We start from the raw sequence: 22,303 nt of genomic DNA on the forward strand, positions 1-22,303 counted from the left end.
CAACGCATGGCTTGCAGACCTAGCCGATCAGCTTTGCGTGGGTTTCCAACGCGAAGCGGTCGGTCATGCCGGCGATGTAATCGGCGACGATCCGTGCCAGCGCGACCTCATCCACCGCATCGGCCACATCCTTGCGCCACTGTTTGGGCAGGTGTTCGGGCTGCGTCATGAAATGCGGGAACAGGTCATTCACGACCTGCGTGACCTCGGCGCGCATCTGCACCACGGCGGGGGCGCGATACATGCGGGTGAACAGGAACTTGCGGATCACCTTGAGGTCGGCCCAAAGTGCTGGTGAAAACTGCACCATCATCCGGCCTGCATTGCGGATATCGGTGGCAGATTGCGGGTTCAGATCGGCCAGATTGGCGCGGCTCACGGCCATCACATCTTCGACCAGAATACCAAAAAACCGGCGCAGGGCCTCGTGACGGCGACGATAATAATTCAGGCCCGGATACTTGCCGTCCACTTCGCGGAAACAGTCGCCGACGATGGGCAATTCCAGCAGATCATCGGTGCCGAACAGTTCGGCGCGCAACCCGTCATGCAGATCGTGGTTGTTATAGGCGATATCATCAGACAGGGCCGCAACCTGCGCCTCGCCGCTGGCATGGGTGTGCAGTTCCAGATCGTGACGGGCGTTGTAGTCGGCCAAGGCATAGGGCACCGGATCACCCACCGGACCATTATGCTTGGCGATCCCTTCCAGCGTTTCCCATGTCAGGTTCAGCCCGTCCCATTCGGCGTAATGGCGTTCCAGATTGGTGACGATGCGGATGGCCTGCGCATTGTGATCAAAGCCGCCATAGGGGGCCATCAGGGCCGATAGCGCATCCTCGCCGGTATGACCGAACGGGGTGTGACCCAGATCATGGGCCAGCGCCACGGCCTCGGTCAGGGCACCGTCCAGCCCCAAAACACCGGAAATCGTGCGCGCGACCTGCGCAACCTCGATCGAATGGGTCAGGCGGGTGCGAAAATAGTCGCCCTCGTGTTCCACGAACACTTGCGTCTTGTGTTTCAGACGCCGAAAGGCGCTTGCATGAATGATCCGGTCGCGGTCACGCTGAAAGGGCGAACGAAACGCACTCTCGTCCTCGGGATAAAGCCTGCCCCGCGTCCCGGCGGGATTGCAGGCATAGGGGGCTGCCATGGCCGATGCCTCGTCTTGGTTTGTCGGGCGGTCTTGCCGCCCCTGCCTGTGGTTCCTATATTCAACTTGAACGCAAACCGATAGGCCCCCAGATGCTGACGATCCCGCCCAAAGTCACCCCCCGCGCCTTTGAACGCCTTGCCGAAATCGGCGCGAACGCCCAGGGCAAAGCCCTGCGCGTGGCCGTCGAAGGGGGCGGATGCAGCGGATTCCAGTATGAAATCGACCTTGATGACCCCAAGGACGATGATCTGGTGCTGGAAGGTGCGGGCGAAAAGGTGGTGGTGGATTCCATATCCCTGCCCTTTTTGGCCGATGCGGTGATTGATTTCTCGGAAGAACTGATCGGCGCGCGTTTCGTGATCGAAAACCCCAATGCCAGCAGTTCGTGTGGCTGCGGCGTCAGCTTTTCGATGTAGGCTTGCCAATTTGAACAAACCGGACGCCGCGCCTGACAAGGCTGCGGCGTTTTTCGTGTCTGCATGACCCCTTGGCAGATGAATGACGGGGAAGGCATTTCCGTCGGAAATCTTCTGTGCAAAACGGCCCTGATGGATGTGCAAAAACAAACCTTCTGAACTATTCAGTTCAGAAATTCCATAACTATATCAGTCTTGTCGGTGGCAATCATGCCACCCCCCAAAAAACTGGAGACTATCATGAAACGCACATCTATCGCCCTCGCCCTGATCGCATCCCTTGGTGTTGCCACTGTCGCAAGCGCGGCTGATTACAACTACTTCGCTCAGCAAGGCATCCAGGACACCTCCTCCAACATCGAGGTCGGCCTTGTGCGCGCCGCCAACGATGGCACCGTGCAGATCTTTAGCTACAACGGCGGCGAAACCGGTGCGCTGTTGGGTGAAACAGCGGTCCATGCAGGCGCGAACGCCAATGTGTCCGTCAATGTCGGCGCGCACCCCGTCACAAATGTGATCGCCGTTCTGTATGATGCCAACGGCAATGCGGTGGCCGATCAGGTGATCACGCTCGCCCGCTAATCCGTCTTTTTTCCAACTTTGGGGCCGGCACCGCACGGGTGTCGGCCCTTTGCCTGTTGTGCAACCGCGCCCTGTCGGTCAAAAATACCGCAAACAGGGGCCGCTCATGAAAATCGCAACATTCAATATCAACGGGGTCAAGGCGCGGATTGATGCGCTGGCGAACTGGCTGCGCGACAGCGCGCCGGACGTGGCCCTGTTGCAGGAAATCAAATCTGTCGATGCGAACTTCCCGCGCGAAGTCTTTGAAGACATGGGATATAATGTCGAAACCCATGGCCAGAAAGGGTTCAACGGGGTGGCGATCCTGTCGAAATTCCCGTTGGAAGATGTGGTGCGCGGCCTGCCCGACGCCACAGGCGCGGGGCGCGAAGGTGTTGACGACGAAGAAGCCCGCTGGATCGAGGCCACAGTCGTCGGCGACAAGGCTGTGCGCATTTGCGGGCTGTATCTGCCCAATGGCAACCCCGCTCCGGGCCCGAAATATGACTATAAACTGCGCTGGATGGAGCGCCTTCACGCCCGTGCCAAGGAACTGATGGAACGTGAAGAACCCGCGCTAATGGCTGGAGATTACAACATTATTCCCCAAGCCGAGGACGCAAAGCGCCCCGATGCATGGCGCGATGATGCGCTGTTTCGCCTTGAAAGCCGCGCCGCATTCCGCCGGATCGAAAATCTGGGCTTTACCGAAGCCTTCCGCGCCCGTGTGCAGGGCGATGGCCACTACAGTTTCTGGGATTATCAAGCCGGCGCCTATGATCGCAATGATGGCATCCGCATCGACCATTTCCTGCTGACGCCACAATGCGCCGACCTGCTGACAGATTGCTGGATCGAAGCCGAACTGCGCGGGCGCGACAAGCCGTCAGACCACGTGCCAGTTTGGATTAATATCGCCGCCTAAGCGGTTGCGTCATAACCATAAAGCCAGTCCATCCGCCCAAGGAACGCATGCGGTGCGACCCTGCCCATCGTGCGCAGGCCCAGATGGGCCACACGGCGCTGAACACCTGACAGGTGATAGTTTCGCGCGTTCGCGTTGGCGGCTGTGATGGCGCGCTGCACGCGGTCGCGCCGCTGCGCCTGATAGGCTGGCAGGGCCGTGGCCAGATCGGCGTGCGCCGCACATGTGGCGGCCAGCGCCCAGGCATCCTCGAACGCCAGATTGGCCCCCTGCGCCAGAAATGGCAGGGTGGGATGGGCCGCATCCCCAAGGATCGCGATGTTGTCCTGGTGCCAGACCGGTGCGACCGGATGGCGAAACAACCCCCACAGGCGCACATCCTCGACCTGATCCAGAATCGCGCGCAACCGCCCCGACAGCCCGCGAAAGGCCTGCCGCAAATTGCCAGCGTCATCATCGTGGTGCCAGCCTTCGGCGGCCCATTGCTGACGGGCCTGCACCGCCACGATATTCAGCCGCCCCCCCTTGAGCGGATAAGTCACGACATGCCGCCCCGGTGCCATCCAGATCCGCGCGACCGGATCGGCGTCCGCCATGTTCACAACCGCGCGCCATGCCACCTGCCCGGTAAAGAACGGATCATCCGCGCCATTCAGACGCACACGGATCTGCGAATTGATCCCGTCCGCGCCGACAATCAGATCGCCCTCGGGCAAGGTGCTGTCGATGCGCGCATCCGTGCGGATGTTTACGCCTGCGGCAACGCAGGCCTCCATCAGCAGGGATATCAGCGCCGCACGGTGGAAAAAACGGTATGGCGGGCCGTCAAGGCGGGTCAGATCGAAACGGGTCACGGGCCGCCCTGTGACCGCATCCATCGGTTCGACGGCTTGCGCGACAACACTATGTGCGGCCAGCGCATCATCAAGGCCAAGCGCCGACAGAACCCGCGCGCCGTTGGGCGTGACCTGAATACCGGCCCCCACTTCGGCGATGCGGGGTGCCTGTTCGAAAACCTGCACATCCGCGCCCTGGCGCGCAAAGGCCAACGCCGCCGCAAGGCCGCCCAAACCGCCTCCCACAACGCAAACGCGGCGGCCCTGATTGGAGCCGCCGCTTGTATGTGTTGCCAATTCCGTCACATCAATCGTCCCGATGCACCTTTTCGCGGCGCTCGTGGCGTTCTTGCGCTTCAAGGCTCATGGTGGCGATGGGGCGCGCATCAAGGCGCTTGAGGCTGATCGGTTCGCCAGTGATATCGCAATAGCCGTATTCGCCTTCTTCGATCCGGCGCAGGGCGGCGTCAATTTTGGCAACCAGCTTGCGTTCGCGGTCGCGGGTGCGCAATTCAAGCGCCCGATCGGTTTCTTCAGAGGCGCGATCAGCAATATCGGGAATGTTGCGGGTGCTGTCTTTCATGCCCTGCACGGTATCGCGGCTGTCTTCCATGATGTCGGCCTTCCAAGCAATCAGCTTGCGGCGGAAATACTCGGTCTGGCGGTCGTTCATGAACGGTTCATCTTCGGCGGGACTATAGTTGTCCGGCAGGAACACTTCGTTTTTCATTTTTGCTCCCTTGGTCAGGTCAGGCCCTGCAAGCGACTCGGAAATTGTCATCAGGTGCCCTCCTTTCGGCATGCTTTACCCCCTCGACAGCCCAGTGTCACCCCCCATGACGGCAAAATGATGGCGCTTGAACCGCGCCGCGGGGATGTTATCGTTAACGGCAAGTAACCGACGAAAAGGCTTGGATTTTATGCGTTTCACCGGAACGGACAGCTATGTAGCAACCGACGATCTGACCGTGGCCGTCAATGCGGCTGTGACACTCGAACGCCCGCTTCTGGTCAAAGGCGAACCCGGGACAGGTAAAACGGAACTGGCGCGTCAGGTGAGCGCGGCGCTTGGGTTGCGGATGATCGAATGGCACATCAAATCAACAACCCGCGCCCAGCAAGGTCTTTACGAATACGATGCCGTCAGCCGGTTGCGCGACAGCCAACTGGGCGACGAACGCGTCAATGACGTAGGCAACTACATCAAAAAGGGCAAGTTATGGCAGGCCTTTGCCGCCAAAGGGCGTGTCGTGCTGTTGATTGATGAGATCGACAAGGCCGATATCGAATTCCCCAACGATCTGCTGCAGGAACTGGATCGGATGGAATTTCACGTTTACGAAACCGGCGAAACGGTGCGCGCGGTGCAGCGCCCGATCGTGATCATCACCTCCAATAATGAAAAGGAACTGCCCGACGCATTCTTGCGCCGCTGTTTCTTTCACTACATCCGGTTTCCCGACATGGACACGATGCGCAAAATCGTCGAAGTCCATCATCCCGGCATCAAGGACTCCTTGTTGACTACGGCCCTCACCCAGTTCTTTGAAGTGCGCGACCAAGCGGGCCTGAAGAAAAGCCATCGACCTCGGAAGTTCTGGATTGGCTCAAGCTGCTGCTGGCCGAAGATTTGACCGCCCAAGACCTGAAACGTGACGGGGCCAATGCCCTGCCCAAGCTGCACGGCGCGCTTTTGAAAAACGAACAGGACGTGCATCTGTTCGAGCGGCTGGCCTTCATGGCGCGGGGCGGGCGTTAGGCGCGACACTACATCTTGCGCCCTTTGCGCCCTGACCCCCTAATGCGCCGAAAAGACTGAGTCTTTCCCGCCACGCTTAACCTTTAACACACCTTTGGCGCGCATATTCTGCGTGATTTTGCGCGTTGACCTGCGCCTTATGGACGGGTCCGAGGATGGCCATGGGAATGCCCCAATCTGTCCTAACTCGGGCCGCAGTCCGCGGGCAGGTTCGGACTGTGATTTGAGGAGAGCAGGTTTGACCAAGGCAAAAATGCCGGTTGCAAGCCATCCTACACAGTCAAACGCGAAGCGTGGCCGTGTGGTGTGGGGGACCGAAACAGCGACCATCGCCCCGTCTGTGGGCCAGCCATCCCTTGGGGGTGCCAAATGAACCGTTTGGCCCGCCGCCTGATGGCGATTTCTGTTGCGTTCATGACGGGCTGCACGCCTGTGCCGCAATCCGCGCCCCCTGCGCGCGCGCTTGGCATGGCCGATACATTGCCGCCGATGCGCACCTTTGCCGCACAGCGGTCGGCCCGCCCGACACGGCCCAATGCCGAAATCGCGCAAGACTTCCTTGATCTGTCCTTTCGCATGGAAAGCGGCCGCCCAATTGCCCGCATGACCCGTTTCGAGGGGCCGATTTCGGTGCGTGTCACCGGCGCTGTTCCTGCCAGCATGGTGCCCGATCTGCGCAACCTTCTGGGGCGTTTCCGCAGCGAGGCGGGGATTGACATCTTCATGACCGGCGCGCCGACCGCGTCCATCACCATCGAGGCCGTGCCGCGCGCCGAATTGCAACGTGCCGTGCCGCGTGCCGCCTGTTTCGTGGTGCCGCGTATTTCGTCGTGGGAAGAATTCAAGCAGGTGCGCCGCACCCCGCAAGTTGACTGGACAACCCTGCAACGCCGCGACCGCGCTGTTGTCTTTGTGCCCGCCGATGTGGCCCCACAGGAGATCCGCGATTGCCTGCACGAAGAAATCGCACAGGCGCTTGGCCCGCTCAATGACCTTTATCGCCTGCCCGATTCCGTTTTCAACGACGACAACATCCATGCCGTCCTGACCGGCTTTGATATGCTGATCCTGCGCGCCTACTACGCCGAAGAACTGCGCAACGGCATGTCGCGCGGTGAAGTGGCAACGCGGCTGCCTGCCATTCTTGCCCGCCTGAACCCCGGCGGCCAATCCGGCCCCGCAGCACCGCGCAATGACACGACCCGCAACTGGATCGTCGCGATGGAAACCGCCCTGTCCAGCGGCGCCACCCCGAACCGCCGCCGCGAGGCCGCGCGCGAAGCGATCACCCTTGCCCAGACATTCCGCTGGGACGGCACGCGCGACGGGTTTGCCCATTATGCCTACGGGCGCCTGCAGGTCGGCTATAACCCCGATCTTGCGCTGGCATCCTTTCAGGCTGCGCAGAACGCTTATGGCCGCAGCCCCCTGACCCAGATCCATTCGGCCCATGTTGCCGTGCAGATTGCCGCCTTTGCTTTGGCCGCTGGTGATGCCGATAGCGTGCTCAGCATCGTTGACCGCGCAATTCCTGTGGCCGCCGCCCATCAAAACGCCGCCCTTCTTGCGACCCTGATGATGTTCCGCGCCGAAGCCCTTGAAATGACCGGCCGTTATAGCGAGGCCGAAGCGGTGCGACTGGACAGTCTGGCATGGGCGCGCTACGGATTTGGCTCTGAACGCAACGTGCGCGCACGCCAACGCGAAATCGCGGGGCTGAACCCGACCAAATAAGGCTGACCCTCATGATCTTTCCCCTGACCGGCATTCTGATTGGTGCAATTACGGGGGCGTTCATGGCGAAACGGCGCGGCGGCAAGCCCGCCGATATGGCGCAATGGGCTGCGTCCCTTGGGCTGATCTGTGGCATCATCGGTCTGTTTTTGTTGGTCTTTATCGAACGCAGCTATAGCTGACGCGATGTTCCTGCCCTTCTTTGCCAATTTGCGCGACCATGGGGTGCCGGTGTCGTTGCGCGAATATCTTGGCTTTCTTGAAGGGGTCCACGCGGGCCTTGCGACCTATGACACCGAGGCGTTTTATTTCCTTGCCCGCACGATCATGGTCAAGGACGAACGCAATATCGACAAGTTCGACCGCGCCTTTGCGACCAGTTTCGCAGGGCTGGAAAGCATCAGTGCCGAACAGGTTCTGGACGCGGTCGATATTCCGCACGAATGGCTGGAAAAGCTGGCTGAAAAACACCTGAGCGCCGACGAAAAAGCCGAAATCGACGCCCTTGGCGGGTTCGACAAACTGATGGACACCCTGCGCGAACGCCTGAAAGAACAGCAAGGCCGCCATCAGGGGGGCAGTAAATGGGTCGGCACTGCGGGCACCTCGCCCTTTGGTGCTTATGGCTACAACCCCGAAGGCGTGCGCATTGGTCAGGACGAAAGCCGCCACCAGCGCGCGGTCAAAGTCTGGGACAAACGCGAATTCCGAAACCTTGACGACACCGTCGAGTTGGGCACCCGCAACATCAAGATCGCGCTGAAACGGCTGCGATCCTGGGCGCGTGACGGGGCGCATGACGAACTTGATCTGGATGGCACCATTCGCGCCACCGCCGAACACGGCTATCTGGATGTGCAAACCCGCCCCGAACGGCGCAATGCCGTCAAGGTGCTGTTATTCTTGGACGTGGGCGGCAGCATGGACCCGCATATCCGCGTGGTCGAAGAACTGTTCAGCGCCGCGCGGGCCGAGTTCAAACATCTGGAATATTACTATTTCCACAACTGCCTTTACGAAGGTGTGTGGCGCGACAACGCCCGCCGCTGGAGCGCGAAAATCCCCACGTGGGACGTGCTGCGCACCTACGGGTCTGATTACAAATGCATCTTTGTCGGTGATGCCAGCATGTCACCCTTTGAAATTGCAGTGCCGGGCGGGGCCAACGAACACTGGAACGAGGAAGCCGGACAGGTCTGGCTGACCCGCGCACGCGAACAATGGCCCAATCACCTGTGGATCAACCCCCTACCCGAACGCTACTGGCCCTATACCCAATCCATCGCCATGATCCGCGAACTTTTCGGCCCCGACCGCATGGTGCCGATGACGCTGGAAGGAATTTCACGCGGGATGAAGGCACTGACATGATCAAACGGCTGTGGCGCACGCAGAAGATTGCCCTGATCGCCTTTGTCATCGCACTTGGCGCACTGGGTTTTTTCGGATTCAAAACGGTATCCGCATGGCTTTACTGGAACGACCCTGCCCATCAGGATCAGCCGCTGGCAGGCTGGATGTCGCCTCGCTACGTGGCGATGTCCTATCAGCTCCCGCCCGAAGTGATTGGCCCTGCCCTCTTCCTTGAACAGGACGCCGCCCCGCGCCGCATTTCGCTTGACCGGATTGCCGCTGAAAACGGGCTGACCCTCGCGGAGCTTCAAGCCCGCATCGACGCCGCCGCAAAAGCATGGCGAGCCACCCAAGAGGATGGCAACGGTGGCTGATTTCGTTCTGGGATTGGTGGCGGACTACGGGGTGCGGATCGTCTTTATCGTCACCTTCCTGAGCTGTCTTGCCCTGCCCGTGCCTTCGTCGTTGCTGATGCTGGCATCGGGCGGTTTCGCGGCAACGGGCGATCTGTCGCTTGCAGCCGTAGCCGCGGCGGCGTTTTCCGGCGCGGTGCTGGGTGACAACACGGGCTATTGGGGCGCGCGTCGGCTCGGAATGGGCGCGCGCGGCTGGCTGACACGCAGCCCACGGCGCGCGCAACTGTTGACACGTGCAGCGCGGTTCCTGGGCGAACGCGGCGGGCCATCGGTGTTCTTTTCCTGTTGGCTTGTCGCACCCCTGGGCCCCTACATGAACTATGTCTGCGGGCTGACCGGATATTCCTGGCCGCGCTTTGCCCTTTGGGGGATCGCGGGCGAAATCGTCTGGGTCGGGCTTTATGTCGGGCTTGGTTACAGCTTTGCCGACAGTATTACCGCCGTGTCGGGCGTTTTGGGCAATGCGAGCGGGTTCGTCACCGCTATGGTGCTGGTGATCGGGTTGGGGTGGTGGCTGTGGCGGGCAAGCCGAAAGCCGGTGCGATGAGGGTCTTGGCAACATGTATTGGTGCTGCACAGCCGATTGCCACGAAATCGGGCATGACGGGGCATTTCAAGGTGCCGCAGGCCGGTGGTGTGACGGTGGGGGAAACCGGGCTGGTTGGTGACACGATCGTTGATCGCGCCAACCACGGCGGCCCGGATCAGGCGGTCTATATCTTTGGCGAAGGTGATCGGGTGTGGTGGGCTGACCATCTGGGGCGCGATCTTCCCGCAGGGTTCTTTGGCGAAAACCTGTTGGTCGAGGGGCTGTGCAGCGCCGATCTGGCCCTTGGCGATCTGCTGGTGATCGGTGACGTCACGCTGCAAATCACTGCGCCACGCATTCCCTGCGTCACCTTTGCCGCCCGTATCGGTGATCCAAAAGGCGTCAAGATGTTCCACAAAGCGGCGCGCCCCGGTGCCTATGCGCGGGTCTTGCAGGGCGGCGAGGTCGCGCCGCACGACACCGTAAGTCACATTAAATATGATGGGGAACACATTGGTATCGTTGAGAACTTTACCCAGTTTCTTGCGGGCTTCCCCGATCAAGCATTCCTTGAACGGCTGTTGCGCGTGCCCGCCCATTACAAGACGCATCAGTTGGCCAAGGGCCGGCTTGGCAATCGCACTTGACGCAACAGTGTTTTCGCCCGACCGTCACCCTATGACACTCCATTTTGACGCCGCCGAATACACCGCCCGCCAAGCCCGCGCGACACAGGCCGTGAAGGGCGCAGGGCTGGACGCCTTGCTGATGTTCGCGCCCGAAAGCCACCTGTGGCTGACGGGCTATGACACCTTTGGCTTTGCGATGTTTCAGGCGATGGTGCTGACGGCGCAGGGCGATATTCACTTGCTGACGCGGATGCCCGACTTGCGGCAAGCCCAATATACATCGACGCTGGCGGACGATCACATTCACATCTGGCCCGAATACGAAGGCTGCGATCCGGCGGGTGATCTGGCTGGATTGTTGACCGATCTTGGTATTAGCGGGCCGGTCGGGTTCGAAAGCGACACCGCGGGCCTGACCGACCGAAATGGCCAGCGTTTGCGGGCTGCCCTGCCCGATCTGCTGGATCACTCGGACCTGATCCGCGCCCTGCGCCGCATCAAATCACCCGCCGAAATCGCCATGCACCGCCGCGCGGCCAGCCTGTCGGATGATGCGCTGGATGCAGGGCTGGAGGCGACCCATGCCGGCGCGTTTGAAGGCGACATTCTGGCGGCAATGCAGGGCGCTGTTTTCAAGGGCGGCGGCGATTATGCGGGCAATGAATTCATCATTGGATCTGGCGCAGGCGCATTGCTGTGCCGTTACTATTCGGGGCGACGCCACCTTGATTCCAGCGACCAGTTGACGCTGGAATGGTCCGGCACCTATGCCCGCTATCACGCGGCAATGATGCGCACGGTGGTGATTGGCGCGCCCCAGGACGTCCACAAACGCATGCACGAGGCCTGCGCCGAAGCGATTATCGCCTGCGAAACCGCCATCAAACCGGGCGCACCGATGGGCGATGTTTACGCCGCCCATGCCAAGGTGTTTGACGCCCGCGGCCTTAGCCACGCGCGCTTGCAGGCCTGCGGCTATGGCATGGGCGCGGTCTATAACCCGATCTGGGTCGATTTCCCGATGTTTTACGAAGGCAATCCGCTGCTGATGCTGGCCGGACAGGTGTTTTTCCTGCATATGATCCTGATGGACAGTGACAGTGGCCTTGCGATGACGCTGGGCCATTCTGTGCTTGTGACGGATCAGGGCTGTAAACGCCTGTCGCGCCAGCCGCTTGCGCTGCTAACGCGGTGACTTGTTCCGTGCCCCATGCGCCCCATATCTAGCATATGTTGAAGTTCACCCCGATATTGTTGGCCGTTCTTTACGGCCTTGCGATGTATCGCTTTTCGGTCTGGCGCACTGCGCGCGAGCTGGATAGCAAATCGACTGAACTGGCTGATCCACACCTGAAAACGTTGATGGATCGCATGGCGGATGCCCTCGATCTGGCGCGCATCAAGGTGCATATCTATGAAGTCGACCCGGTGAACGGGCTGGCCGCCCCTGATGGGCGCATTTTCATCACCCGTGGTTTTTTCAACAAATATCGCGCGGGCGAGGTCACAGCCGAGGAAATGTCCAGCGTCATCGCCCATGAATTGGGCCATGTGGCGCTGGGGCATTCCCGCCGCCGGATGATTGATTTTTCCAGCCAGAACGCCATGCGCGCTGCCTTGATGATGGTGATCGGCCGCTTTGTGCCATTCGTCGGGCCGTTCATCGCAAACGGGTTGATGACCCTGCTGGCCGCGCGCCTGTCGCGTCAGGATGAATACGAGGCCGATGCCTATGCCAGCGCCCTTTTGGTCAAGGCCGGTATCGGAACTTCGCCGCAGAAGTCATTGTTTACAAAGCTGGAAAAGCTGACGGGCGCGCGCGGTGCCAAACAGGCCGCATGGCTGATGAGCCATCCCAAAACCGCCGAGCGCATCGCCGCGATCGAGGCCAACGAAGCAAAGTGGCTTAAGCCGTAAGCGCCTTGCCGAACCGTGGCAGGCGTGCCTTTTTCATCAGGGCGCGCATGGTCCAGTCCGACCCCGACAACCGGCGTGCTTCGGCCAGCACACGTTCGGCAACGGGGCGCACAAGGTCGGGGTGATCCGCCAGCAAATCGCGCAGGAAACCATCGGGATCACAACGGCTTAGCCCTTCTTCTTCAAGTATATTGCGGGGGAAATCCTTGGCGTTCATTGTCAGGATGGTATCGCACGACCCGGCAATTGCCGCGGCCAGAACATGCACATCCGCCGGATCGGGCAGCCACAACCGCGCCTCCAAACCGCCGTGCTGGGGAACAACTGCATCCGCAAAGCGACTGGAAAGTAACGATATTTCGCCCCGCGCGATCACTTCGCCTTCGGGGCCGATCTTGCGCGCCGCGCGCGCCCATTCTTCCAATATGCGGTCCGACCAGCGCACCTGAAACACCCCCGTTTCGGCCACGCCCAGCACAACCTCGCGCATGACCGTCGGATACAACACGCAGGCGTCGATCAGGACCCTCACAACCGGAACGTCAGCGCCTTGAGGTAGCCGCTTTCGGCCAGTTGCGGCAGCAACGGGTGATCCGGCCCTGCCGATCCGGTATTGACGATCACCCCGCGTCGCCCGCCACGGCCAATGCCGCGCGCAGATGCGTTGCGGAATTTCGTCAGATCCGCCGCGTGCGAACAAGAACACAAGACCAGATAGCCGCCATCCGCGACCAAGGGCGCGGCAAGGCGTGCGACCCGTTCATAGGCGCGCAATCCGGCCTCCAAGGCGTTCTTTGAGGGCGCAAAAGCGGGCGGGTCACAGATGACCACATCGAACTGCGCGCCTTCGTCACCCAATGCCGCCAGCACATCAAAGGCATCGCCTTGGCGTGTTTCAAACCGGTCCGCAACGCCGGATGCCTTGGCCCCTGCCGATGCCAGATCCAAGGCCGGCGCTGACCCGTCAACGGCCAGCGCCGAGGCCGCGCCATTGGCCAAGGCCGCCAGCGAAAAGCCCCCCACATGGCTGAACACATCGAGCACCCGTGCGCCGCGCGACAGGCTGGCGGCAAAGGCGTGGTTGGGGCGCTGATCAAAGAACAGGCCGGTTTTCTGCCCGCCCATCACATCGGCCATATAGGTCGCGCCATTCATCGGCACGGGGATCGCCGCGTCAGGTGCGGTGCCAAGCAAAACGGTGGTTTCTTCGGCAAGCCCTTCAAGGCTGCGGGCGCGCCCAGTGCCGTTCTTGATGATCGTCGTGACACCTGTGACCGATGCCAGCGCGGCGGCCAGTGGTTCAATCAGCGTTTCGGCCCATGCCGCGTTGGGTTGCACCACGGCCGTATCGCCAAAACGGTCGATGACAACACCGGGCAGACCATCGGATTCCGCATGGACAAGGCGGTAAAACGGCGCGTCATAAATGCGGTCGCGGTGCACCAAGGCCCGCGCAATGCGCGTTTCAAGCCAGCCCTGATCAATCACCGCATCGGGGGTCTGATCCAGCATCCGGAAAATGATCTTGGACGCGGGGTTGACGGCAACAACGCCCATCGGGCGACGCTCGCTGTCCTCCAGTGTGGTAATGGTGCCAGCGGCCATCCCCTTGGTGCGGCGGTCAAGCACGGCTTCGTTTGCGTAAACCCACGGGAACCCATGGCGCACGGCGCGCGCATTGGCTTTGGGTAACAGGCGGACAGGCGGAAAGGAGGGCTGCGTCATGCAGCCCTCCTACCCTGTTCGTTTGATCTGTGGAAGGGGCCTTAGCTGTTGCCAGCCGCGTGCCCGTCTTCGGCGGGGAATGCACCCACGGGGCCTGTCAGCAGATCGTTGAAAACCTGCGTCAGGTGAGTCGTGATCCGCACCTTCTGGCCCTGGCCCGTCTGATCGGCATGGATCGCCGCGCGTCCACCCAAAGCGGCCAGATCGGCGCTGATGCGCTGCGGCCCTTCGATGATGGCGCCGGTTTCGGCATCGCGGATGGTCAGGTCGAACTTGATCGAATGCACGCCACCCACCGTGTAGCGCGTGCGCTCGGTCAGGGAATGGAACCGGTGCAGGGTCACATCAACGATCACGGCGGTTTCACCGGCCAGATCGGCGGTGCCTGCCTCGATGGATGTCTGGAAGATCGCGGCGATCTGTTCACGGCGGTTGCCCAGGGCATCGCCACGCCACACGATATCGGCGATCGGGTAATAGCTGTTGGCCTCGGAAACACGCAGGTCATCGGGAATGGCAAAGCGGATGGCCTGCACGGAATAGTCACGCTGTTCCTGCACCTCGGGTGCTGCGACCTGTGCCACGTCCAGCGGCGCATTGCGCGTCACGGTTTCCATGTTCGCGCAACCTGCCACACCCAGTGCCAATGCGCCCAAAGCAATCATTTTCAACATTTTCATTTCGCTACCTCCGGGCTTTGCGCCCTTATGCGGTTTACCCCCATTAGGATGTTGTTAACTTCCCCCTCAAATCGGGCGGGAATGGGACAAGCGCGCGACGGTTTCAGGGAAATCACAGGGCGATTGCACGACACGCGCGATCGACTTTTGCGTCATTCTTGTCATGATTCCCGTGTTGTTAGCGCTAACTATTTATGGTAATGACCGCACAAACCTTGCGCAGAAAGAGCACCATGGCACTGAACCCCACCATCAAAGCCGTCACAGACCGCATCATCGCCCGCAGCGCAGGCCCGCGCGCGACCTATCTGGATCGTATGGCGTCTGCCGCAGCCGAAGGCCCGCGCCGCGCCCACATGACCTGTGGCAATCAAGCCCATGCCTATGCGGCGATGGGGAAGGACAAGGACACACTGGTTGCGGATCGCGCGCCCAACCTCGGGATCATCACGGCCTATAATGACATGCTGAGCGCCCATCAGCCGTTTGAAACCTACCCCGATATCATCCGCGAAGCCGCCCGCGCCGCGGGCGCCACGGCACAGGTTGCCGGTGGGGTTCCGGCCATGTGCGATGGAGTGACCCAAGGCCAGACCGGCATGGAGCTGTCGCTGTTTTCGCGCGATGTGATCGCACTGGCCGCCGCCGTTGGTCTGTCGCACAACGTCTTTGACGCGGCCGCCTATCTGGGGGTCTGCGACAAGATCGTGCCCGGTCTGGTGATCGCCGCCGCAACCTTTGGCTATATCCCCTCCGTGTTCATGCCTGCGGGGCCGATGGTCAGCGGCCTTCCCAACGACGAAAAAGCCAAAGTGCGCCAGCAATTCGCCAGCGGCGAAGTGGGCCGCGCCGAACTGATGAAGGCCGAAATGGCCAGCTACCACGGCCCCGGCACCTGCACATTCTACGGCACGGCCAACAGCAACCAGATGCTGATGGAATTCATGGGGCTGCACCTGCCCGGCGCATCTTTCGTCAACCCCGGCACCGACCTGCGCGAGGCGCTGACCCGTGCCGCGACTGCCCGCGCGCTGGAAATCACCGCATTGGGCAACAACTACACCCCCGTCAGCGAGGTGTTGGACGAAAAGGCATTCGTGAACGGGCTTGTCGGGCTGATGGCCACAGGCGGGTCCACCAACCTTGTGCTGCACCTGCCGGCCATGGCCAAGGCGGCGGGTGTGATCATCGACCTTGAGGATTTCGCCGATCTGTCCGAAGTGACCCCTTTGATGGCCAAGGTCTATCCCAACGGGCTGGCCGATGTGAACCATTTCCACGCCGCTGGCGGGCTTGGCTATATGATCGGCGAATTGCTGAACGCAGGGTTGCTGCACGACGATGTGCGCACCGTGGCGGGCGACGGGCTGTCGCTTTATACGCAGGAACCTGTGTTGAAAGACGGGCGCGTCAGCTACCGCGCTGGCACGCGCGAAACCCTGAACGACAAGATCCTGCGCCCTGTCAGCGATCCGTTCCACGCCCATGGCGGGCTGGTGCAACTGTCGGGCAATCTGGGGCGCGGCGTGATCAAGATCAGCGCGGTGGCCGAAGAACGCCACATCATCGAGGCCAAAGCGCGGATTTTCCACACGCAGGAAGCCGTCAAGGACGCCTTCAAAGCCGGTGAATTTACCGAGGACACCGTTGTCATCGTGCGCTTTCAGGGGCCGAAATCAAACGGCATGCCCGAACTGCACAGCCTGACACCAACGCTGGCCGTGCTGCAGGATCGCGGCCTGAAGGTCGCGCTGGTCACGGACGGGCGCATGTCGGGTGCGTCGGGCAAGGTGCCTGCGGCGATCCACGTTTGCCCCGAAGCGGCAGATGGCGGCCCGCTGTCGCTGCTGCGCGATGGCGACATGATCCGCCTTGATGCAACCAAGGGCACGCTGGAAACCCTTGCGGACCTTTCGGGCCGCACCCCCGCGCCCGCCGACCTTTCGGGCAATGGCAACGGTGTCGGGCGCGAGCTGTTCGACATGTTCCGCAAAAATGTCGGCCTTTCGGACCAAGGGGCCGGATGTGTCGTTTGACCGCCCGCTTACTTCCACATCAACTTTCGCCAAAGGCCCCGTTTGGCCAAACGCACAATATCAGGACCAAACCGATGACCCCGCAACATGCCTCTGAACTGACCTTGCAAACCTGCCTTCTGGCCCCTGTCGTGCCTGTGCTGGTGGTTGATGATGCAAGCATCGCAGCCGATCTGGCGCGCGCGCTGGTGGCGGGTGGCTTGCCCGCCCTCGAAGTCACCCTGCGCACGCCTGCCGCTTTGGACGTGATCCGCGAAATGGCAAGCGTTGACGGCGGGGTTGTGGGGGCTGGCACGTTGCTGACACCCAAGGACGTGGAAAACGCCAAGGCTGCGGGCGCGACATTCGGCGTGGCGCCGGGCGCGACCGACCGGCTGCTTGACGCCTGCGAGGCCAATGACCTGCCGCTGCTGCCCGGTGCGGCCACCGCCACCGAAGCCATGCGCCTGCTGGAACGCGGCTATAGCGTGCAGAAATTCTTTCCCGCCGAAGCGAACGGCGGCGCACCTGCCCTCAAGGCGATCGGCGCGCCGATCCCGCAGGTGAAATTCTGCCCCACGGGCGGCGTCGGCCTGAAAAACGCCAATGAATACCTGTCGCTGTCCAATACGGTTTGCGTGGGCGGATCATGGGTCGCACCTGCGAACCTTGTCGCCGCACAGGACTGGGCCGCGATTACGGCATTGGCCGCCGAGGCTGCGGCACTGCCGCGCTAATCACCCCGCAAGCGCCCTGCCCGCCCGCCGCGCCGCGCGGCGGGGGCGATGTCGGCCAACCCTTCGTGCAGGGTCAGCGTCATCGGATGATCTGCGGGTTGGTCGCCATATTGCGCCAGCATCGTGCGGATGCTGTCCTTGGGATCAGCCCCCGCAGGCAGTGACAGCGCCCAATCCAGGAAAATCGAGCGGCATTCCGGCGCGCCGATCCCGTCGATGCGAAAGGCCTCGCGGATCAGCCCCTTGGGGTCCAGCGGGTCACGCGCCATCTGTCGTTCCTTCCAGGTATCGCGCGATGATCGCGCCTGATGTTTCGGCGGCCTCGGCCATTGCGGCGGCAAGGGCGTCGGTGTTTTCCATGCCCGTTTCGCGCAGGATGAAGCGCACGCCGCCCTCGCCCAGGTCTGCCGGATCAAGCGCGCCGCCCGTCAAAAGACGTGCAGCGGCCTGCAAGCGCCAGAAAAGCGCGTAACCCTGCGCCAGCGCTGCGCTATCTGCGGCGCTTAACCAGCCAATTCCGGCCTGCAATTGTGCATCCAACCCGGTTTCGCCGCAGCCCGCGCGCAGACAGGCGGTTTGTGCCAGCAATTCGATGTCTTGCAAGCGGCCTGCGCCGATCTTGGCATCCCACGCGCCTTGCGGCGGTTTCGCGGCGGCAATCCGCGCACGCATGTCTGCCACATCGGCCAGCACAGTTTCGCCCGCCGCCTTGTCGGCCAGCACGGACAGGCGCGCAGCCTCGACGTCAGCCAAAAGATCGGGCGCGCCCGCGATGGCACGCGCGCGGGTCAGGGCAAGGTGCTCCCATGTCCAGGCCTCGGAACGCTGATAGGTTTCAAATGCGGTCAGCGATGTGGCCACCGGCCCCGCACGCCCCGACGGACGCAGGCGCATGTCCACCTCGTATAGCCGCCCCTCGGGCATCTGCGCCGACAGGGCCGTGACCAGCGCTTGTGTGAGGCGGGCAAAATAGGCGCGTGTCGCAAGCGGTTTCGGCCCATCGGATTCACCATTGCCATCCGCGTCATAGATCACGATCAGGTCCAGATCGGACATGGCATTCAGCCGTCCCGCCCCAAGCGACCCCATCGCGATCACGGCCGCGCCGCGCCCCTGCACCTGCCCGTGCCTGGCTTCGAACTGGGCCAGAACATGCGGCCACAACCCTGCCACGACCACCTGCGCCAGCTGCGCATACTGGCGACCCGCCGCGCCGCCGTCGATCAGCCCGCGCAGGTGATGCACACCGATGCGAAAGTGCCATTCCTTGGCCCAGCGGCGCGCCATGTCAAGGCGGCCCTCGTAATCACCCACCCCGTCAAGGGCCGCATCAAAACTGGCCTGTAAGCCTGCCACATCAGGCCAAGGCGCAAAGAAATCACCGCCGATCACCGCATCAAAGACGCTGGCGTTTTGCGACAGATACTGCGCCAGGGCGGGGGCGGTGGCGGCGATATCGACGATCAACTGCGTCAGTTGCGGATTGGCCTCGAACAGGGAAAACAGCTGCACCCCCGCAGGCAAGCCCGCCAGAAACCCGTCAAACTGCAACAGGGCCTCGTCGGGGCGGGCCGCCTCTTGCAGGCGCGACATGAGTTCCGGGCGCAAACGTCGAAAGATCCGCACAGCCCTGTCCGAGCGCAGCGCCGGATAGGTCAGCCACCGCGCTGTGATCTCCTCGCCAAAGTCATCCACGGGCGCGACATCAGCCTGTCCGGGGGCAAAGAACCCTTCGGTCAGGGTGTGGACCTCGTCAAGGCGGTCACGCAGGTCGCGTTCCAGATCGGCGCGCGCCATGCCCATAAAGGCGGCCAGACGGTCAAACCCTGCATCGTCCGGGGGCAGGTCGTGCGTCTGCGCATCGTTGATCATTTGCAGCCGGTGTTCGACCTCGCGGTGGGCGCGGTAATGGGTTTGCAGGGTCTGCGCGGTATCATCAGGCACCCAGCCCGCAGCCACCAGTGCATCCAGCCCGTCGCAGGTGCCGCGCGCGCGCAAGGACGGGTCGCGCCCACCGGCGATCAACTGGCGGGTCTGGGTGAAAAACTCGATCTCGCGAATGCCACCACGGCCCAGCTTCATGTTGTGGCCGGGCAAGGTCAGCTCACCGCCCAGCCCCTTGTGATCGCGGATCCGCAGGCGCATGTCGTGGGCATCCTGAATGGCGGCGAAATCAAGGTGCTTGCGCCACACGAAGGGGGTGAGAGTTTTCAAAAACCCCTCGCCCGCCGCGATGTCGCCCGCCGCCGCGCGCGCCTTGATATAGGCGGCGCGTTCCCATGTGCGCCCGACGCTTTCGTAATAGCGTTCGGCCGTTTCCATCGACAGGCAAACAGGCGTGACGCTGGCATCGGGACGCAGGCGCAGATCGGTGCGAAACACATAGCCGCCTGCGCCAAGGTCGGACAGGATCGCCGTCATCTTGCGGGTCACACGGATAAAGGCGGCGCGGGCATCATGGTAATCATCGGGATCAAAGCGGGTTTCATCGAACAGGCAGATCAGGTCGATATCGCTGGAGTAGTTGAGTTCATAAGCGCCCTGCTTGCCCATCGACAGGGCGACCATCCCGGCGGCGGTTTGCGCATCATCCTCGGTCATTCCCGGCAGTTTCCCGCGGGCGATTTCGGCGGCGACAAGACGGCGGATGCAGATATCAACCGCCCCGTCAGCCAGATCGGTGATCGCGCGGGTGACGGTTTCCAAGGGCCACACCCCGCCCAGATCGGCCAGTGCCACCAGCAGCGCCATGCGGCGCTTGGCGGTGCGCAAGCCCTGTTCCAGATCGGCGTGCGACAGTTGCACCACATCGGCCAGAATGGCGTCGCGGGCCGCTTCGGGCGTGTTGATATTCTCGGTCAGCCACGCGCCTTCCACGGCCACAAGCCCCAGCAAGTACGGGCTGCACCCTGCCGCCCCATGGATCAGAACGTGCAGGCCCGCGTCGATCCCTTGCACATGCGCCAACCCGTCCGCCCCACGGTCAGGATCGAATGCGCGGGGCGCGCGGGTCATGCGGGATGCAAATGTCATGGCGCCACCATGTAAGCGCACGCGGGGCTGGTCAATCGCCCAAAAGCTTGGCACGATGCGGCACGTGATGTGTGGGTGCTATGAGACCGAGAATTTTGCTAGCGCTGTTTGCAATCGTTGCTGCGATGGCGATGCTATGGGCGCTAGACGCGCAAGAGGATGTCCGCGTGTTGGTGCGTGACAACGGTCTTGATCCTGCAATCATCTTTCCACAAGACATCGTAACCCCGACATTTATTGCCGAGGACAGGAATTTCTACGCCTACCCCGCCATCGCATCACGTATCACAACCGATCTTGCGCGCCGCATCACGCCGCGCGATCCGGATGACGAAGCTTGGATGGCCGCGCGGGAACGCACGGTTGACGCCTTGGCCGAAGCATTCACGCACGATGAAATTCTTTCGCTTTTCATTCAGTCAACGGATTACGGCGGTAACTGTATCGGCATCATCGCCGCGCTTGACGGACGGCTGCACAAGACCCTCGCCACAGCGACAGTCGCTGATATGGTGACCCTGAGCACGATCATAAGAGCCCCATATGCCCTTGATGCGCCCGAGCAACGCGCGGCCCTGATTGAGCGCTATAACTACTTTGCGCAGATGGGCGAGGATGATGGGTATTGGGATAATGCCGGCGAACTGATTGCCGCTGGACCAAGCAACATCACGGCGGGTCCGGGTTGTCTGACTTCGGAATAATGTAAAAAACATTTACATGCCCTCTTGAAGGTTCCACAGACCCGCCCCATCTGCTGTAATGTGAAAAGCATTCACATCAACGCAAACACAGCATGGAGCACCCTGATGACCACCTCGTCCACCAACATCGACTATAACGCGCCCTACGCACGCGAAGTGCGTTCGGGTGGCTTTTTCGCCCGCACCGAGGCCTGGCTTGATGAGCGTGGCAAAGGTGCATGGATCGCCGCAATGGTCCTTGGCTTTATCGTTTTCTGGCCTGTCGGCCTTGCCCTGCTAGCCTATATGATCTGGAGCAAACGCATGTTTTCTGGCAAATGCGCCACACGGCGCCACGCACATTCCCATCTGCGCACGACGATGAAATCGTCCGGCAACACGGCATTTGACGCCTATAAAACCGAAACCCTGCGCCGCCTTGAAGAAGAACAGCAGAACTTCGAGAGCTTTCTTGAACGTCTGCGCGACGCCAAGGACAAGGCCGAGTTCGACCAATTCATGGAAGACCGTGCCAAACGACCGAGCGAAGACGACACCGACGAAGACGACGCCGCCTAGGTCGCGCACAGGGTGCCCCGTAATCGCGCGGCACCCTGTCACCACACCATCTACAACAGGGACAAATCCGATGACCATGACCGCCGAGAATTTTGATCTTTCCGCCCGCCCTGCCGATCCGGCGCCGATGCCGGTCGCGGTGCAGGTTCTGTCAACCCTTCTGTTCGCGGCCTTCGCCATTCCCGTCACGATTGTCGCGCTGAACGTGTTCTGGCCCGCCGGTATCCTGATCGCCCTGATCCTGGCATGGCGTGGCGGATTTGCCCCGACGGGCACGCCATCTGCCGCCCCGCGCAATCTGGATGAAGCGGTGAAATCGCTGGTGCCAACGACAGCACAAAAGGCCGCCGCGACCAGTTCCGGTAACGCGAACTTTGACGCCTACCGCGCTGATATGCTTGAGCGTTTGGAAATCGAGCAGCAGAATTTCGAAGGGTTCCTGACGCGTCTGCGCGATGCCAAAGACAAATCCGAATTCGACGATTTCATGGATGCGCGCGCCAAGCGCCCAATGATCGACGACGACGCCTGATCTGGCGCCTGATCCGGCACCTGATCTGACCCGCCCCTTGCACATGCGAGGGGCGTCAACCACATCTTTTACAAAGGACCAA

General features: G+C 61.7%; 24 protein-coding genes and 1 pseudogene. 17 read left to right on the forward strand and 8 right to left on the reverse strand.

Features of this window, described 5'->3' with window-relative positions:
* Positions 1-19: 19 nt before the first annotated feature.
* Complete coding sequence (locus SJY21_RS03395) at positions 20-1,156, reverse strand: deoxyguanosinetriphosphate triphosphohydrolase (RefSeq protein WP_377506195.1); 1,137 nt, start codon at positions 1,154-1,156, stop codon at positions 20-22.
* A 92-nt stretch (positions 1,157-1,248) separates the two neighbouring features.
* Here SJY21_RS03395 and SJY21_RS03400 point away from each other — a divergent pair, with 92 nt between their 5' ends.
* The 3 genes from SJY21_RS03400 to xth all read left to right on the forward strand — a co-directional run bounded on the left by SJY21_RS03400 (position 1,249) and on the right by xth (position 3,064).
* Positions 1,249-1,575 (forward strand): HesB/IscA family protein, encoded by a 327-nt coding sequence (locus SJY21_RS03400; protein WP_377513132.1) that lies wholly within the window; start codon positions 1,249-1,251, stop codon positions 1,573-1,575.
* A 240-nt stretch (positions 1,576-1,815) separates the two neighbouring features.
* Entirely contained in the window at positions 1,816-2,157 is a 342-nt protein-coding gene (locus SJY21_RS03405; RefSeq protein WP_377506198.1) for a hypothetical protein, read from the forward strand.
* Between the two features lie 106 nt (positions 2,158-2,263).
* Positions 2,264-3,064 carry an exodeoxyribonuclease III gene (gene xth / locus SJY21_RS03410; protein ID WP_377506201.1) on the forward strand — a complete coding sequence of 267 codons (801 nt, stop codon included), beginning with the start codon at positions 2,264-2,266 and terminating at the stop codon, positions 3,062-3,064.
* Here xth and SJY21_RS03415 read toward each other — a convergent pair.
* Both SJY21_RS03415 and dksA read right to left on the reverse strand, forming a co-directional pair.
* Entirely contained in the window at positions 3,061-4,206 is a 1,146-nt protein-coding gene (locus SJY21_RS03415; protein WP_377506204.1) for an FAD-dependent monooxygenase, read from the reverse strand. The genes xth and SJY21_RS03415 overlap by 4 nt on opposite strands.
* 1 nt (position 4,207) lies before the next feature.
* The gene (gene dksA, locus SJY21_RS03420) at positions 4,208-4,630 is read right to left on the reverse strand and encodes an RNA polymerase-binding protein DksA (RefSeq protein WP_377513134.1); all 423 of its coding nucleotides are present in this window, start codon (positions 4,628-4,630) and stop codon (positions 4,208-4,210) included.
* 190 nt (positions 4,631-4,820) lie between these two features.
* Here dksA and SJY21_RS03425 point away from each other — a divergent pair.
* From SJY21_RS03425 to SJY21_RS03465, 9 genes and pseudogenes are all read left to right on the forward strand, one after another.
* Positions 4,821-5,659: pseudogene (locus tag SJY21_RS03425) on the forward strand (AAA family ATPase).
* Between the two features lie 369 nt (positions 5,660-6,028).
* Positions 6,029-7,393, forward strand: a complete 1,365-nt coding sequence (locus SJY21_RS03430) for a DUF2927 domain-containing protein (RefSeq protein WP_377506207.1) — start codon at positions 6,029-6,031, stop codon at positions 7,391-7,393.
* Positions 7,394-7,404: 11 nt separating this feature from the next.
* Positions 7,405-7,575: a hypothetical protein gene (locus tag SJY21_RS03435; RefSeq protein WP_377506209.1), complete on the forward strand. Its 171-nt coding sequence runs from the start codon at positions 7,405-7,407 to the stop codon at positions 7,573-7,575.
* A 4-nt stretch (positions 7,576-7,579) separates the two neighbouring features.
* Positions 7,580-8,764, forward strand: a complete 1,185-nt coding sequence (locus tag SJY21_RS03440) for a VWA domain-containing protein (RefSeq protein WP_377506211.1) — start codon at positions 7,580-7,582, stop codon at positions 8,762-8,764.
* The gene (locus tag SJY21_RS03445) at positions 8,761-9,120 is read left to right on the forward strand and encodes a hypothetical protein (RefSeq protein WP_377506213.1); all 360 of its coding nucleotides are present in this window, start codon (positions 8,761-8,763) and stop codon (positions 9,118-9,120) included. Before SJY21_RS03440 ends, SJY21_RS03445 begins: the two co-directional genes overlap by 4 nt.
* Complete coding sequence (locus tag SJY21_RS03450) at positions 9,104-9,709, forward strand: DedA family protein (protein ID WP_377506215.1); 606 nt, start codon at positions 9,104-9,106, stop codon at positions 9,707-9,709. Before SJY21_RS03445 ends, SJY21_RS03450 begins: the two co-directional genes overlap by 17 nt.
* 5 nt (positions 9,710-9,714) lie before the next feature.
* Complete coding sequence (locus SJY21_RS03455) at positions 9,715-10,338, forward strand: MOSC domain-containing protein (RefSeq protein ID WP_377506217.1); 624 nt, start codon at positions 9,715-9,717, stop codon at positions 10,336-10,338.
* A gap of 31 nt (positions 10,339-10,369) precedes the next feature.
* Complete coding sequence (locus tag SJY21_RS03460; protein ID WP_377506221.1) at positions 10,370-11,515, forward strand: M24 family metallopeptidase; 1,146 nt, start codon at positions 10,370-10,372, stop codon at positions 11,513-11,515.
* 35 nt (positions 11,516-11,550) lie between these two features.
* Positions 11,551-12,237 (forward strand): M48 family metallopeptidase, encoded by a 687-nt coding sequence (locus tag SJY21_RS03465; protein ID WP_377506224.1) that lies wholly within the window; start codon positions 11,551-11,553, stop codon positions 12,235-12,237.
* Here SJY21_RS03465 and SJY21_RS03470 read toward each other — a convergent pair.
* The 3 genes from SJY21_RS03470 to SJY21_RS03480 are packed head-to-tail and all read right to left on the reverse strand — an operon-like array spanning position 12,227 to position 14,642.
* Positions 12,227-12,769, reverse strand: a complete 543-nt coding sequence (locus SJY21_RS03470; RefSeq protein WP_377506227.1) for an RSP_2648 family PIN domain-containing protein — start codon at positions 12,767-12,769, stop codon at positions 12,227-12,229. The genes SJY21_RS03465 and SJY21_RS03470 overlap by 11 nt on opposite strands.
* Entirely contained in the window at positions 12,766-13,962 is a 1,197-nt protein-coding gene (locus tag SJY21_RS03475) for an RSP_2647 family RNA methyltransferase (RefSeq protein WP_377506230.1), read from the reverse strand. The genes SJY21_RS03470 and SJY21_RS03475 overlap by 4 nt, the downstream gene beginning before the upstream one ends.
* Positions 13,963-14,003: 41 nt before the next feature.
* Entirely contained in the window at positions 14,004-14,642 is a 639-nt protein-coding gene (locus SJY21_RS03480; protein WP_377506233.1) for a DUF6778 family protein, read from the reverse strand.
* Between the two features lie 233 nt (positions 14,643-14,875).
* Between SJY21_RS03480 and edd the strand changes: the two genes are divergently transcribed.
* Both edd and eda read left to right on the forward strand, forming a co-directional pair.
* A complete protein-coding gene (gene edd, locus SJY21_RS03485; RefSeq protein ID WP_377506236.1) occupies positions 14,876-16,678 on the forward strand; it encodes a phosphogluconate dehydratase in 1,803 nt (600 codons plus the stop codon).
* Between the two features lie 74 nt (positions 16,679-16,752).
* Positions 16,753-17,394: a bifunctional 4-hydroxy-2-oxoglutarate aldolase/2-dehydro-3-deoxy-phosphogluconate aldolase gene (gene eda, locus SJY21_RS03490; protein WP_377506239.1), complete on the forward strand. Its 642-nt coding sequence runs from the start codon at positions 16,753-16,755 to the stop codon at positions 17,392-17,394.
* Here the strand turns inward: eda and SJY21_RS03495 are convergent.
* Positions 17,391-17,663: a hypothetical protein gene (locus SJY21_RS03495; protein WP_377506242.1), complete on the reverse strand. Its 273-nt coding sequence runs from the start codon at positions 17,661-17,663 to the stop codon at positions 17,391-17,393. The genes eda and SJY21_RS03495 overlap by 4 nt on opposite strands.
* The gene (locus SJY21_RS03500) at positions 17,653-20,427 is read right to left on the reverse strand and encodes a glutamine-synthetase adenylyltransferase (RefSeq protein ID WP_377506245.1); all 2,775 of its coding nucleotides are present in this window, start codon (positions 20,425-20,427) and stop codon (positions 17,653-17,655) included. The genes SJY21_RS03495 and SJY21_RS03500 overlap by 11 nt, the downstream gene beginning before the upstream one ends.
* Positions 20,428-20,507: 80 nt before the next feature.
* On the opposite strand from SJY21_RS03500, the gene SJY21_RS03505 reads away from it, so the two are divergent.
* From SJY21_RS03505 to SJY21_RS03515, 3 genes are all read left to right on the forward strand, one after another.
* On the forward strand, positions 20,508-21,131 hold the full coding sequence (locus SJY21_RS03505) for a transglycosylase domain-containing protein (RefSeq protein WP_377506247.1): 624 nt from the start codon (positions 20,508-20,510) through the stop codon (positions 21,129-21,131).
* 105 nt (positions 21,132-21,236) lie between these two features.
* Positions 21,237-21,689: a DUF2852 domain-containing protein gene (locus SJY21_RS03510; protein ID WP_377506250.1), complete on the forward strand. Its 453-nt coding sequence runs from the start codon at positions 21,237-21,239 to the stop codon at positions 21,687-21,689.
* A gap of 70 nt (positions 21,690-21,759) precedes the next feature.
* Complete coding sequence (locus SJY21_RS03515) at positions 21,760-22,221, forward strand: DUF2852 domain-containing protein (RefSeq protein WP_377506253.1); 462 nt, start codon at positions 21,760-21,762, stop codon at positions 22,219-22,221.
* Positions 22,222-22,303: the final 82 nt, after the last annotated feature.

The organism is Octadecabacter sp. R77987 (assembly GCF_042466115.1).
Lineage (GTDB): Bacteria > Pseudomonadota > Alphaproteobacteria > Rhodobacterales > Rhodobacteraceae > SW4.